Below are 13,958 nucleotides of genomic sequence, written 5' to 3'. Positions count from 1 at the left end.
GGCCGCGCCCGCCACGATCGCCACCCCTCATCGCCACCGGATCTCCAGGAGCTCCCCCGCATGTCTTCCCTCGACTCGTTCGCCATCACCCGGAAATGGCCCGCCCAGCATCCCGACCGCATCCAGCTGTATTCGCTGCCCACGCCCAATGGCGTCAAGGTGTCGATCCTGCTGGAAGAGCTGGGCCTGCCGTATGAGCCGCACCGGGTCAGTTTCGATACGCAGGACCAGTTCTCGCCGGAATTCCTGTCGCTCAGCCCGAACAACAAGATCCCCGCCATCCTCGATCCCAATGGTCCGGATGGCAAGCCGCTGGCGCTGTTCGAGTCCGGCGCCATCCTGATCTACCTGGCCAGCAAGACCGGCCAGTTCATCCCCGCCGACACCGCCGGGCGCTACGAGACCCTGCAATGGGTGATGTTCCAGATGGGCGGCATCGGCCCGATGTTCGGCCAGTTGGGCTTTTTCCATAAGTTCGCCGGCAAGGACTACGAGGACAAGCGTCCGCGCGACCGCTACGTGGCCGAATCCAAGCGCCTGCTGGGCGTGCTGGACAAGCGCCTGGAAGGCCGCGACTGGGTCATGGGCGACCAGTACACCATCGCCGACATCGCCATCCTGCCGTGGGTGCGCAATCTGGTCGGTTTCTACGGCGCCGGCGAGCTGGTCGAGTTCTCGCAATTCAAGAACGTCGCGCGCGTGCTGGAGGCCTTCGTGGCGCGTCCGGCGGTGGCCAAGGGTCTGACGATTCCGGCCTGACGGGCGGTGTGCGCCGGGGACGGCCGGGGCCTGACGCCCCGCCGGTCCCGGCAAAATTGGCCCAACACCGGACTATTCTCGTGTTAACGAGTCTCCAAGATTCGGCCTGTTTGCGCCGGGTCAAACAACCCCGATACTTTCATGCTTTTCGGTAATATGTTTATTACTTAAAAGCGTAAGCTGCCTCCATAAGCTGGACGACGCAGTACGAACACCCGACGTGCGCGCTGCCCGGCACGCAACGGAGGGTCAAATGAAGCATTTCGGGATCAAGGCGGTGGCGCTGGTGGCGCTGCTGGGGATAGGCGGCGGCATCGGCGGCGCCCATCTGCTGACCGCCAGCCGCAAGACGGACACCACGGCCAGCGTCGATCCGCAGGACCGCCGGCTGGCCGAAGCCGGCGCCTATATCGCGCGCACCGCCGACTGTGTCGCCTGTCATAGCGTGCCGGGCGACAAGCCCTTCGCGGGCGGCCTGGCGATGCAGACGCCGGTCGGCACCATCTATTCGTCCAATATCACGCCCGACAAGGCCAGCGGCATCGGCGCCTACAGCTACGCCGATTTCAAGAACGCGGTGCAGTACGGCATCCGCAAGGACGGCGCGGCGCTCTATCCGGCCATGCCGTATCCGTCGTACGCCATCATGCCCGACCGCGACATCCAGGCGCTCTACGCCTACTTCATGGCCGACGTCGCGCCGGTCGCCAAGCCCAGCGCCGATTCGACTATCCCGTGGCCCCTGAACATGCGCTGGCCCATGGCCTGGTGGCAGCTGCTGTTCGCCGGCAAGCGCGACTTCGCCGCGCCGGCGGGCGCCGACGAGCAGGTCAAGCGCGGCGCCTACCTGGTGGAAGGCCCGGGCCACTGCGGCGCCTGCCACACGCCGCGCGGCCTGGCCTACCAGGAAAAGGCGCTGTCGATGGCCGACGGCGACGCCTTCCTGTCGGGCGCCGTGATCGACGGCTGGCGCGCCAAGAGCCTGCGTGGCGAGGCCCGCGGCCTGGCCTCCTGGAGCGCGGCCGATATCGCGCTGTTCCTGAAGACCGGCCGCACCGACCGGGTGGCGGTGTTCGGCGCCATGGCCGACGTGGTCGAGCACAGCACGCGTTATTTCACCGATGACGACCTGGCCAGCATCGCGGCCTACCTGAAGCAGCTGCCACCGGTGCCGGGCAAGGCGCCGGTATTCCCCGCCAAGGCGGACAACACCACCGCGTCGCTGCTGGCCGGCCGCTACGACTCGCGCGGCGCGGTGATCTACATGGAGCATTGCGTCATCTGCCACCGGGCCGACGGCCAGGGCATGGCGCGCATCTTCCCGGCGCTGGCGGGCAACTCCGCGATCTTCGCGCAGAACCCGCAGTCGATCATCCAGATCACCCTGGAAGGCGGCAAGATGCCCGCCAACGACCATGACGCCATGGCCTTCGCGATGCCGCGCTTCAACCACCTGAGCGACCAGGACATCACCGACGTCATCAACTTCATCCGCACGGCCTGGACCAACCAGGCGCCGCCGATCGCCAGCGACGAGGTCGCTCACATCCGCGGCTTCCTGGCCAGCAAGAAGCCGAACATCGTGTCGGGAGGCAAGCATGAATAAGCTGTACAAGATCGCCGCCGCGGTGGCGCTGATGGCGGGCGGCGGCCTGGCCGCGCTGGCGGCTCCGCCCGCGCCGGCGGGCGAGCCCAAGACCTTCGCCGTGCTCGACAAGGACGGCAGGCGGCTGGCCGACTACACCATTCCGTCCGACACCCTGATCGACAAGGAGCCCAACGCCGAGCAGATCCGCTACGGCCAGCGCCTGCTCAACGAAACCCGCCGGCTGCTGCCGAACAACACCGGCGCCAGCCTCAACTGCAGCAGCTGCCACGTGCAGCAGGGCAAGAAGCCGTTGGGCGCGCCGTACATCAATTCGGTCAATTCGTTCCCGCAGTTCAACCCGCGCGCGGGCCGCGAAGTGACGTTGGCGGACCGCATCAACGGCTGTTTCCAACGCTCGATGAACGGCAAGCCGCTGGACAAAGCCTCGCCCGAAATGGCGGCGATGCTGGCCTACATGAAGTGGCTGGCGCAGGATGTGCCGCATGGCGCCCAGGTGCAGATCAAGAACGCCTGGCCCATCGACACCAAGCTGGTGCCTGACTCGGCGCGCGGCAAGACCCTGTACGCGGCGCAGTGCGCGGCCTGCCACGGCGCCAACGGCGAGGGCAAGCGCGACGGCGCCGGCAACATCGTGTTCCCGCCGCTGTGGGGCGACGAATCGTTCAACATCGGCGCCGGGCTGGCCCGCACCTACAAGGCGGCGGCCTTCATCCGCAACAGCATGCCGATGGGGGTCAACACCCATGGCAACTGGGGCGAGGGCGCGGTGCTGTCCGACCAGGACGCGGTCGACGTGGCCGAGTACTTCACCCACATGCCGCGGCCGGACTTCCCGCCCAAGGAGAAGGACTGGCCGGACGGCAAGAAGCCGAAGGACGCGCGCTACTGACGCGTGGCGGGGCGAGCGGCCGGCTTGCCCCGCGTCCTACAATCGGCGGGTCATCCTTCGTCCGGGCCCGCCATGGAACTGCGCCAGCTTCGTTATTTCGTCCGCGTCGTCGAAGCCGGCAGCATCGGCCGCGCGGCGATGTCGCTGGGCATGGTGACCTCCGCGCTCAGCCAGCAGATCAGCCGGCTCGAAGGCGAGCTGGCCACGCGGCTGCTGCAACGCAGCGCCAGCGGCGTGGTGCCGACCGACGCGGGGCTGGCGTTCTTCCGCCAGGCCCAGCTCGCGCTGCGCCATGCCGACGACGCCGTCCACGCCGCGCAGCAGGCGCGCCTGGCCGGCCATGTCAGCGTCGGCCTGTCGTCCACCACCGCGTCCATCCTGGGTGCGCCGTTCGTGCAGGCCATGAACCAGCGCTATCCGGATATCCGCCTGCATCTGGTCGAGGCGCTGTCGGGCCACCTGGCCGACATGCTCAACGGCCGCCAGCTCGACCTGGCCGTCGTGTTCCACGCCGAGGCGGCGCGCCGCTGGAGCGTGATGCCGCTGCTGGACGAGCCGCTGTACCTGTGCGCCGGGCGCGGCATGGCCGGCCTGCCCGCCGGCCCCACCACCCGCCTGGAGGCCATCGCCGGCCTGCCGCTGGTGCTGCCCAGCGGCCGCCACGGGTTGCGCGCCCTGGTCAGCCAGGCGTTCCAGCAACGCGGCCTGACGCCGCGCGTGGTGGCCGAGGTCGATGGCCTGGCGCTGCTGATGGACGTGGTGCAACTGGGCTATGCCGCCACCATCCAGCCCAGTTCGGCCACCGCGCGCATCGCGCCGGGGCAGCTGGCCATGGCGCGGATCGACGACGCCGACCTGTTCCGGCCCAACCTGCTGGCCAGCCTGTCGGATGACGAGCTGTCGCCCGCCGCGCTGGCCGCGCGCCTGGTGCTGGCGGACGTGTCGCGCACCCTGGCGCGCGACGGCAGGTGGGCGGTGACGACGTTGCACGCGGCCGGATCGGAGGCCGCACCCTTCACGAATCATGAAGACCCGTTGACGCCGCGCTGATATCGCGGCGCGCGGCGCCGGCCTACAGTCCGTTCCTTGATCCGGGAACGAAGACATGGTCGATGTATTGGTGGTGGGCGGGGGCAATGCGGCGCTGTGCGCGGCCCTGATGGCGCGCGAGGCCGGCGCCAGCGTGTTGCTGCTGGAGGCCGCGCCGCGCGAATGGCGCGGCGGCAATTCGCAGCACACGCGCAACCTGCGCTGCATGCACGACGCGCCGCAGGACGTGCTGGTGGACGCCTATCCGGAAGAGGAATACTGGCAGGACCTGCTCAAGGTCACCGGCGGCCAGACCGACGAAAAGCTGGCGCGGCTGGTGATCCGCGCGTCCGCCACCTGTCGCGACTGGATGCGGCGCCATGGCGTCCATTTCCAGCCGCCGCTGTCGGGCGCGCTGCACGTGGCCCGCACCAACGCCTTCTTCATGGGCGGCGGCAAGGCGCTGGTGAACGCCTATTACCGCAGCGCCGAGGCCCTGGGCGTGCGCATCCGCTACGGCGCGCCGGTGGACGCGCTGGAACTGGAGAACGGCCGCTTCAAGGCCGCCCGCATCGGCGCCGAGCGCATCGAGGCGCGCGCCTGTGTGCTGGCGGCCGGCGGTTTCGAGTCCAACCGCGACTGGCTGCGTGAGGCGTGGGGCCAGAACGAGCGCGGCGAATGGCCGGCCGACAACTTCCTCATCCGCGGCACCCGCTACAACCAGGGCGTGCTGCTCAAGTTCATGCTGGACGCGGGCGCCGACCGCATCGGCGATCCGTCGCAGTCGCACTGCGTGGCGATCGACGCGCGCGCGCCGCTGTACGACGGCGGCATCTGCACCCGCATCGACTGCGTCTCGCTGGGCGTGGTGGTCAACCGCGACGCGCAACGCTTCTACGACGAGGGCGAGGATTTCTGGCCCAAGCGCTACGCCATCTGGGGCCGCCTGACCGCCATGCAGCCGGGGCAGATCGCCTATTCCATCATCGACGCCAAGGCCGTCGGCCGCTTCATGCCACCGGTGTTTCCGGGCGTCACCGCCGATTCCGTGCCGGAACTGGGTCGGCGGCTGGGGCTGGACCCAGTGGCGTTCGCGCGCACCCTCCGCGAATACAACCAGGCCTGTAGAACCGGCACCTTCGACCACACGACGCTGGACGACTGCCGCACCGAGGGCCTGGCGCCCGCCAAGACGCACTGGGCCCGGCCCATCGACACCGCGCCGTTCTACGGCTACGCGCTGCGGCCCGGCATCACGTTCACCTATCTGGGCCTGAAGGTGGATGAGACCGCCGCGGTCCGTTTCAACGGCGTGCCCAGCGACAACCTGTTCGTGGCGGGCGAGATGATGGCAGGCAACGTGCTGGGCAAGGGCTACACGGCGGGGGTGGGCATGTCCATCGGCACCGCCTTCGGCCGCATCGCCGGCACCCGCGCCGCGGCCGCCGCGCGCCAATCGCATCACGCAGGAGCATCGCATGCGGCAGCTTGAGACCCTGGCCCGCGAGGCCCAATCGTTCGCGCAGCCGGCCCCGGCGATGATCGAACAGCCGGTGCGCTGGCATGGCCGTGGCGCCGCCGTGCTCAGCCCGGACGAAACCGAGGTGGCGCGCGTCATGCAGATCTGCAACGCCTGTCGCTACTGCGAAGGCTTCTGCGCCGTGTTTCCGGCCATGACGCGGCGGCTGGAGTTCGGCAAGGCCGACCTGAACTACCTGGCCAACCTGTGCCACAACTGCGGCGCCTGTCTGCACGCCTGCCAGTACGCGCCGCCGCACGAGTTCGCGGTGAACGTGCCGCAAGCCATGGCCAAGGTGCGATTGCAGACCTATACCGAATACGCGTTTCCGGCCGCGCTGGGCAAGCTGTACCAGCGCAACGGACTGGCGCTGTCGCTGGCCACGGCGGCGGGGCTGGCGTTGTTCCTGGCGTTGACGGTGATGCTGACGGGCGGGCTGTTCCATGCGCCGCTGGCGGGCAATTTCTACGCGGTGTTCCCGCACAACACGCTGGCGCTGATGTTCGGCGCGGTGTTCGGCTGCGCCATGCTGGCGCTGGGCATCGGCGCGGCGCGCTTCTGGCGCGACGTCAGCCCCGGCGCGGCCAGCGGCGCGGCGGTGGCCGAGGCCGCGCACGATGCGCTGCGCCTGCGCTACCTGGATGGCGGCCACGGCCAGGGTTGCAACAACGCCGATGACGCCTTCACGCCGTGGCGCAGGCGCTTTCACCACTTCACGTTCTACGGCTTCATGCTGTGCTTCGCCGCCACCTGCGTGGCCACGCTGTATCACTACCTGCTGGGGGCAGCAGGCGCCGTATCCGTTCTGGAGCGCGCCGGTGCTGCTGGGCACGGCGGGCGGCATCGGCCTGTTGATCGGGCCGGCGGGCCTGCTGTGGCTGAACCTGAAACGCCATCCGCTGCAGGGCGACGCGGCGCAGAAGCCGATGGACCGGGGCTTCATCGCTTTGCTGTTCCTGACCAGCGCCACCGGCCTGGCGCTGCTGGCCGGCCGCGATACCGGCGCCATGGCGCTGCTGCTGGCGGTGCACCTGGGCGTGGTGATGGCGCTGTTCCTGACCCTGCCCTACGGCAAGTTCGCCCATGGCATCTATCGCTCGGCCGCGCTGTTGAAGTGGGCGATCGAAAAGCGGCAGCCCGACAAGTTGCAGTTGGGCGCCGATTGAGCCGCGCGGCGGCCACCGCCCGGCCGGCCCGTGCATGACGGCGTCCTCGAAGGCGCCGCGATTCCAATATCCTCAGGAGACTCGCATGTTCCCTCATCGCCTTGCCCATGCGGCATTCGCCGCCGCCTGTCTGCTGCCGGCCCTGCCGGCCGCGCACGCGCAGACCTATCCCGCCAAGCCCATCACGCTGGTCGTGCCGCATTCGGCCGGCGGCACCTCCGACATCCTGGCCCGCACGGTGGCGGCCGAGGCGGCGAAGACGCTGGGGCAGACCATCGTGATCGACAACAAGGGCGGCGCCAACGGCACCATCGCCGCCAAGCAGGTGGCATCGGCCGCGCCCGATGGCTATACGCTGCTGCTGGCGACCGCCAGCACGCATGGCATCAACCCGTCGCTGTACTCGCGCATTTCGTATGACGCCGTCAGGGACTTCACGCCGGTCACGCTGCTGGCCACCGTGCCCAACGTGCTGGTGGTCGGCCCTAACGTGAAGGCCGCCACCGTGTCCGAGCTGATCGCCTACGTCAAGGCGCGGGGCGATCGCAGCAACATGGGATCGGCCGGGGCCGGCACGCCGGGCCACCTGGCCGGCGAGATGTTCAAGCGCGCCGCCGGCCTGCAGTTCACGCATGTGCCGTACAAGGGCGGCAGCCCGGCCATCACCGATTTGATCGGCGGCCAGATCGACTTCATGTTCACGACGATTCCGGGCGTGCTGCCGCACGTGAAGGCAGGCACGCTGCGCGCGCTGGCGGTGACCTCGCCGCAGCGCTCGCCGGCGTTGCCCGAGATCCCGACCATGGCGGAATCAGGCCTGGCGGGCTTCCAGGCGCTGTCGTGGCATGGCGTGGTGGCGCCGGCGGGCACGCCGGACGCGGTGGTGGCGCGGTTGAATGAGGCCCTGGGCGGCGCGCTGGCGGCGCCGGCGGTCAGGCAGCGCCTGATGGAAGAGGGCGCGCAGGCGTCGAACTTGCATACCGCCGCGTTCACCGCGTTCATCGGCCAGGAGATCGCGGCGTGGGCGCAGGCGGTCAAGGACTCCGGCGCGACCGCCAATTGAGGCGCGAGGCGGACAAGCCTCCGTGGGCCTTTGTCCGCTAGAAGCGCGTTGGCTGGCCGTTCAGCGCGCCTGGTAGGCGTCGCACAAGGCCAGGTATTCGTCGCCGCTGATCTCCAGCGCCATCGCCTGGATCAGCACGCGCTTGCGGTTCGGCAGCGAGGTCTTCAACTGGATCTGGCGGGCCGTGGGGATGCCGACGTAGGTCTGGTTGACGTAGGTGTTCTCGTTGATCGCCTGCCACGGGATGACCGTGCCGTCCTTCACCCGCAAGCCTTCGCGGGTGAAGGTGAACACCGGCTGGGCCGGGCCGAAGGCGCGCATCAGGCAGCGGATCACCAGCCATACGCCGATGGCGGCGATGGCGGCAAAGAACGCCATGCCGCCGAGATTGCCGCGGGCGCGGGCGGCCAGGGCGCCGAACGCCACCGCGCCCACCGTCCAGATGATGGCGCCGGCGATGAGGCGGTTGCGCGAGTAGTACACCGGACGGTCGGCCAGCGTTTGGGCTTGATGCGAGGCGGAGCTGTAGATTTCCATGTCGAGGCTGCGGAGGTGGGATGAGAGGCCGCCACGAAGGGCGGGAGTCGGGAGTCAGGCGGCGGGAAGGTAGCGCTGCAGACAGGCCAGCATCACGGGCTCGTTGTCGATGCGGGAGCGGTCGATCTTGTGGGTCTTGCCCTGCGCGACGATGATCAGCGTTTCGTCGGTCTCCATGCCCTCGCTGTCGGACTGCGTGCGGATCGTGTCGATCGCCGTCCACGGAATCTGCTGGCCCTTGTGCACCAGCCCGGCCGCGTTCATGCCGAGGGCGCCGAAGGCGACGGTGGCGCCGGCATCGATGCGGCGCCGGGCGTCGGCTTCGAGATCGCCGCCGACGCGCGCGTCCAGAAGCTCCAGCAGTTCGTCGGCGCCTTCCCAGATAGCCAGGCGCAAGCGCACGCGTTCGCCGTTGGCCAGCGTGAGCAGCAGATGATCGCGATTGTGTCGATGACGCAGCGATGCGATGTCGCTGAACGCCACCGTGCGTGCGCCCAGGTGCAGCGCGCGGTCATCCAGCGTCAGGGCGGCGGGCGCGCGCCACCAGGCGACCAGGTCCGAACCGCGCCACAGCAGGTAGCCCACGGTGGGCAGCGTCAGGAAGAAGACCAGCCACATGGCGCGATAGCGCAGCATCTCGACCAGCAGGCCGCGCGGCAGCAGCCAGATGTCAATGATGGCGAGCAGCTGCGCGCTGAACAGGTACAGCAGCGCGGCCGCGCCGAGGTAGCAACCCAGCGCATGGCGCGGTAGAACACGGGGAAAGGAAGCCGTCATGAGCAACGCGCCGCGACGCGGCACCGTCCTGATGTTGAAGGCTTCGCACTCTAAGGGATGGGCGCCGGGGCGGGGTTTCCATCTGTATCAATATGGCGGATTTCATGTCGCCATGAGCTTTCCGAGTGTCGCCATGCCTTGCTCCATCTCCGCGTTCCAGGGGTGGCCGCAGTTCAAGCGCAGGAAGTTGCCGAACGCGCCGGACGAGGAAAACAGCGGCCCTGGCGCGATGCTGATGCCGTGGTCCAGCGCCGCGCGATGCAGGCGCAAGGTGTCGATGTGCGCGGGCAGTTCGACCCAGGTGAAGTAGCCGCCCAGCGGCCGCGTGGCGCGCGTGCCCTTGGGAAAGTAGCGCGCCACCGCCTGCAGCATCTCGCCTTGCTGCAAGGCCAGCGTCTGGCGGAACTGGCGCAGGTGGCGGTCGTAGCCGCCCTGGGCCAGGTAGGCGGCAATCGCCGCCTGTGTCGGCGCGGCGGTGGCCAGGCTGGTGGTGAGCTTGTTGCGCATGATGGCGCGGGTGTAGCGCCCGGCCGCGACCCAGCCGACGCGGTAGCCCGGCGCCAGCGTCTTCGAGAACGACGAGCAGTGCATCACCATGCCGTCGGCATCGAAGGCCTTGGCCGGCCGCGGCCGGTTGGCGCCGAAATACAGTTCGCCGTAGACGTCGTCCTCGATCAGCGCCACGCCGTGGCGCGTCAGCAGCCTGACCAGCGCTTCCTTCTTGGCCTCGGGCATGAGGCTGCCGAGCGGATTCTGGAAGGTCGTCATCAGCCAGCAGGCGCGCGGCTGGTGTTGCACGATGGCCTGTTCCAGCGCCCGCAGGTCGATGCCTTCGCGCGGATGCGTGGCCACCTCGATGGCGTGCAGCTGATTGCGTTCGAGCGACTGCAGCGCGGCATAGAACGTGGGCGATTCCACGATCACCGCGTCGCCGGGCCGCGTGACCGCGCTCAGGCACAGGTTGAGCGCGTCGAGCGCGCCGTTGGTGATGATGATGTCGTCCACCGGCACCGTCAGGCCGTCGGCCAGGTAGCGCAGGGCGATGGCGCGGCGCAGGGCCGGGTCGCCGGGGCTGAGATCGTCGATAGAGCCCCACGGGTCCAGCTGCTGCACCGTGGTCGCCATGTAGCGCGCCAGCCGGCCATAGGGCAGCAGCGACGGGCTGGGAAACGCGGAGCCGAACGGCAGCATGTCGCGCCGCAAGGTGGCGTTGAGCACCTGCAGCACGTTGTCGCTGACATCGACGGGATGGCGGCCCGCGGCGGCGCTGGACAGGTCGTCGGGCTCGGGCAGCGTGGCCTGCGAGGCGCGCAGCACGTAGTAGCCCGAGCGGTCGCGCGCGCGGATCAGGCCGCGCGCTTCCAGCAGGTAGTAGGCCTTGAACACCGTCGACGGACTGACGCCGCGGCTGGCGCTGGTCTGGCGCACCGAGGGCAGCCGGTCGCCCGCCTGCAGCAGGCCCGACAGGATCGAGGCGGTGATTTCTTCGGTCAACCGTTCATAGCGCTTCATGAGGGGATCCGGGGAAGACGGCGGTTCAGGTCGACATGCCGATGGCGCGCATCACCAGCCGCAGCGCGCCCGCGGCCAGGCCCAGCGCCGCCACGCCGCCGGCCCAGATCAACAGCAGCCACAGCAGCCGGCTGCGCCAGGAGGGCAGGGAGGTCGGCGCGGCCATCAGTGAAACGCCTCGCCGGTGCGCACCTTGCCGCGGAACACGTAGTAGGACCAGGCGGTGTACATCAGGATAATCGGAATGATGGCGAGGGCGCCGACCAGGGCGAAGCCCAGGCTCTGCGGCGGCGCGGCCGCGGTCCAGATCGACACGTCCGGCGGAATCACGGCGGGCCAGATGCTGATGCCCAGGCCGCTGTAGCCCAGGAACACCAGGCACAGCGCCAGCACGAACGGTCCCGCGGCCGGCGCGCCGCGCACGCGGCGCATCAGGTCGATGCCGGCGGCCGCCACCAGCAGCGGCACCGGCAGGAACCAGAACATGTTGGGCAGGCTGAACCAGCGCTGCGCGATATGCGGCTGCGCCAGCGGCGTCCACAGGCTGAGCGCGGCGATCACCGCCAGCAGCGCCAGCGTCAGCGGTCGCGCCAGCGCGCACATGTGGCGATGCAGGCGGCCCTCGGTCTTCATGATGAGCCAGGTGCAGCCCAGCAGCGCGTACGCCACCACCAGGCCCGCGCCGGTGAACAGCGAGAACGGGCTGATCCAGTCCCACGGCCCGCCCTGGTAGACGCGGTCGACCACCGGGATGCCTTCGATGTAGGCGCCCAGCGTCACGCCCTGGAAGAAGGTGGCGCAGAGCGAGCCCAGCACGAAGGCGCGGTCCCACAGCGCGCGGTGGCGCGGGTCGGCCTTGAAGCGGAACTCGAACGCCACGCCGCGGAAGATCAGCCCCAGCAGCATGAACACCAGCGGCAGGTGCAGCGCGCTCAGGATCACCGAGTACGCCAGCGGAAACGCGGCCAGCAGCCCCGCGCCGCCCAGCACCAGCCAGGTCTCGTTGCCGTCCCACACGGGGGCGACGGTGTTGACCATGGCGTCGCGCTCCTCGGCGTCGGCGATCAGCGGAAAGAGGATGCCGATGCCCAGGTCGAAGCCGTCCATCACCACGTACATCATCACGCCGAACAGGATGATGACGGCCCATATCAATGCAAGGTCGATGCCCATGGCGTCAGGCTCCTTTGAATCCAGGTTGCGCGGACGGGGCGTCCGCCGAGGTGGACGCGGCCGACAGCGGCCGCGACGGCTGGCGCGGTTCGCCCGGGCCGCCGGACAGCGGCGCATGGCCGGGCGCCGGCGTCGGCCCCATGCGGATCAGGCGCAGCATGTACGACACGCCGGCGCCGAACACGAACAGGTACACCGCCACGAACAGCGCCAGCGTCAGCGTCAGTTCGCCCAGGCCGTGGCGGGTGGCGGCGTCGGCCGTGCGCATCACGCCATAGACGACCCAGGGTTGGCGGCCGATCTCGGTCACGTACCAGCCGGCCAGGATGGCCACCAGCCCGGACGGCCCCATCCACAGCGCGAAGCGCTGCAGCGCGCGCGACTGGTACAGCCGGCCGCGCCAGCGCGCCCACAGCGCCCACACCGCCAGCAGGATCATCAGCATGCCCAGCCCCGCCATCACGCGGAACGACCAGAACACCACGGTGGCGTTGGGCCGGTCCTCGCGCGGATACGACTTCAGGCCGGGGAACTGGCCGTCCCAGCTGTGCGTGAGGATCAGGCTGCCCAGGCGCGGCACGTTGAGCGCGTAGCGGGTCTCTTCGCGTTCCATGTCGGGAATGCCGAACAGCGTCAGCGGCACGCCCGCGCCCGGTTCGTTGTCCCAATGGCCCTCGATCGCGGCGATCTTGGCGGGCTGGTGCTTGAGCGTGTTCAGGCCGTGGAAGTCGCCCACCACCGCCTGCAGCGGCGCCGAGATCGCCAGCATGGCCATCGCCATCGCGAACATCTTTTTCACCGCCGGGCTGCGGTCGCCGCGCAGCAGGTGCCAGGCGCCGGACGCGCCCACCATCAGCGCGGTGGCCAGGAATGCGGCGATGCCCATGTGCGCCAGGCGATAGGGGAACGAGGGATTGAAGATCACCGCCAGCCAGTCGGTCGGCACCACGCGGCCGTCCAGGATCTCGTAGCCCGCGGGGGTCTGCATCCAGCTGTTGGACGCCAGGATCCAGGTGGCCGACACCAGCGTGCCCAGCGCCACCATGATGGTCGAGAAGAAGTGCAGGCCCGGGCCCACGCGCGACCAGCCGAACAGCATCACGCCGAGAAAGCCGGCCTCCAGGAAAAACGCGGTCAGCACTTCGTAGGCCAGCAGGGGCCCGGTGACGCTGCCGGCGAAATCGGAAAAGAAGCTCCAATTGGTGCCGAACTGGTACGCCATCACCAGTCCGGACACCACGCCCATGCCGAAGTTGACGGCGAAGATCTTGGTCCAGAAGTGGTAGAGGTCGCGGTAGACGGTGTTGCGGGTGCGCAGCCAGCAGCCTTCGAGCACGGCCAGGTAGCTGGCCAGGCCGATGGTGATGGCCGGAAAGATGATGTGGAAGGAAATGGTGAATCCGAACTGTATTCGGGCAAGCAGTAACGCGTCGCTATCCATGGCGGGTGATTCCTGACTTCAAGGCCCGCGCGATCCTGCCGCCAACGGGCGGCGCGCGCGGACAGGCCGATGCCTGTAGCGCCAAGATAGGCCGGCGGCGCTGTGCAGTACAGATTCAGACGACGCTGAAAAAAGCGGATCAGTTTGGGGCGTGGGTGTATCCGGGACCGCATCGCCACAGGGGAAACCGCGTCAACGGCATGAAAGGGCCAGATCATGGCGTTACAAAAAAAGCGGCGCAGCAATGAAGCTGCGCCGCTTGATCCGGCCGGCTGGAGAGTGCACCCGGCGCCAGGTCGGACCGTTCAAGTCGATGGCGCGGCGCGTTGCCGTTGGTGCAGCGCCGTGACGGTTTCGCCACCGACGCCCCAACTGTCTGTGTCGACTTCCTCGATGACCACGAACGTGGCTTGCGGGTCCTTGCCGAGCACGCGCACCACCAGGTCGGTGGCGCCCTTGATCAGCTCGGCTTTCTGCTCGCGCG

At 69.0% G+C, this 13,958-nt stretch carries 13 protein-coding genes and 1 pseudogene; 7 read left to right on the top strand and 7 right to left on the bottom strand.

Going from position 1 to position 13,958, the window contains the following annotated elements; translation table 11 throughout:
• Positions 1–60 precede the first annotated feature (60 nt).
• The 7 genes and pseudogenes from AOZ49_RS06965 to AOZ49_RS06935 all read left to right on the top strand — a co-directional run bounded on the left by AOZ49_RS06965 (position 61) and on the right by AOZ49_RS06935 (position 8,034).
• The gene (locus tag AOZ49_RS06965; protein ID WP_054429060.1) at positions 61–759 is read left to right on the top strand and encodes a glutathione S-transferase N-terminal domain-containing protein; all 699 of its coding nucleotides are present in this window, start codon (positions 61–63) and stop codon (positions 757–759) included.
• Between the two features lie 253 nt (positions 760–1,012).
• On the top strand, positions 1,013–2,365 hold the full coding sequence (locus AOZ49_RS06960; RefSeq protein ID WP_054474711.1) for a c-type cytochrome: 1,353 nt from the start codon (positions 1,013–1,015) through the stop codon (positions 2,363–2,365).
• Complete coding sequence (locus AOZ49_RS06955; protein ID WP_054474710.1) at positions 2,358–3,257, top strand: c-type cytochrome; 900 nt, start codon at positions 2,358–2,360, stop codon at positions 3,255–3,257. The genes AOZ49_RS06960 and AOZ49_RS06955 overlap by 8 nt, the downstream gene beginning before the upstream one ends.
• 72 nt (positions 3,258–3,329) lie before the next feature.
• The gene (locus AOZ49_RS06950) at positions 3,330–4,307 is read left to right on the top strand and encodes a LysR family transcriptional regulator (protein WP_054429056.1); all 978 of its coding nucleotides are present in this window, start codon (positions 3,330–3,332) and stop codon (positions 4,305–4,307) included.
• Between the two features lie 55 nt (positions 4,308–4,362).
• A complete protein-coding gene (tcuA, locus tag AOZ49_RS06945) occupies positions 4,363–5,778 on the top strand; it encodes an FAD-dependent tricarballylate dehydrogenase TcuA (RefSeq protein WP_054429052.1) in 1,416 nt (471 codons plus the stop codon).
• Positions 5,765–6,971: pseudogene (tcuB, locus tag AOZ49_RS06940) on the top strand (tricarballylate utilization 4Fe-4S protein TcuB). The gene tcuA and the pseudogene tcuB overlap by 14 nt, the downstream one beginning before the upstream one ends.
• Before the next feature lie 85 nt (positions 6,972–7,056).
• Positions 7,057–8,034, top strand: coding sequence for a Bug family tripartite tricarboxylate transporter substrate binding protein (locus tag AOZ49_RS06935; protein WP_054474709.1), 978 nt, complete (start codon positions 7,057–7,059; stop codon positions 8,032–8,034).
• A 60-nt stretch (positions 8,035–8,094) separates the two neighbouring features.
• On the opposite strand, the gene AOZ49_RS06930 is transcribed toward AOZ49_RS06935, so the two are convergent.
• The 7 genes from AOZ49_RS06930 to AOZ49_RS06905 form a co-directional block, all read right to left on the bottom strand.
• Positions 8,095–8,571 carry a hypothetical protein gene (locus AOZ49_RS06930; RefSeq protein WP_054474708.1) on the bottom strand — a complete coding sequence of 159 codons (477 nt, stop codon included), beginning with the start codon at positions 8,569–8,571 and terminating at the stop codon, positions 8,095–8,097.
• Positions 8,572–8,625: 54 nt separating this feature from the next.
• Positions 8,626–9,348: a hypothetical protein gene (locus AOZ49_RS06925; protein ID WP_054429045.1), complete on the bottom strand. Its 723-nt coding sequence runs from the start codon at positions 9,346–9,348 to the stop codon at positions 8,626–8,628.
• 102 nt (positions 9,349–9,450) lie between these two features.
• On the bottom strand, positions 9,451–10,860 hold the full coding sequence (locus tag AOZ49_RS06920; RefSeq protein ID WP_054429043.1) for an aminotransferase-like domain-containing protein: 1,410 nt from the start codon (positions 10,858–10,860) through the stop codon (positions 9,451–9,453).
• A 25-nt stretch (positions 10,861–10,885) separates the two neighbouring features.
• On the bottom strand, positions 10,886–11,026 hold the full coding sequence (locus AOZ49_RS31655; RefSeq protein ID WP_006391468.1) for a DUF2474 family protein: 141 nt from the start codon (positions 11,024–11,026) through the stop codon (positions 10,886–10,888).
• On the bottom strand, positions 11,026–12,033 hold the full coding sequence (gene cydB / locus AOZ49_RS06915; protein ID WP_054429041.1) for a cytochrome d ubiquinol oxidase subunit II: 1,008 nt from the start codon (positions 12,031–12,033) through the stop codon (positions 11,026–11,028). Before cydB ends, AOZ49_RS31655 begins: the two co-directional genes overlap by 1 nt.
• Positions 12,034–12,037: 4 nt before the next feature.
• Positions 12,038–13,474 (bottom strand): cytochrome ubiquinol oxidase subunit I, encoded by a 1,437-nt coding sequence (locus AOZ49_RS06910; protein WP_054474707.1) that lies wholly within the window; start codon positions 13,472–13,474, stop codon positions 12,038–12,040.
• A gap of 305 nt (positions 13,475–13,779) precedes the next feature.
• Positions 13,780–13,958, bottom strand: a 179-nt coding sequence (locus tag AOZ49_RS06905) for a tautomerase family protein (RefSeq protein ID WP_082380347.1), incomplete at its 5' end; no start/stop codon positions are given.

This window comes from Achromobacter sp. 2789STDY5608615 (assembly GCF_001298995.1).
GTDB lineage: Bacteria > Pseudomonadota > Gammaproteobacteria > Burkholderiales > Burkholderiaceae_B > Achromobacter > Achromobacter insuavis.
Note: the sequence above shows the minus strand (reverse complement) of the source record. Positions and strands in the feature narration are given on the sequence as shown.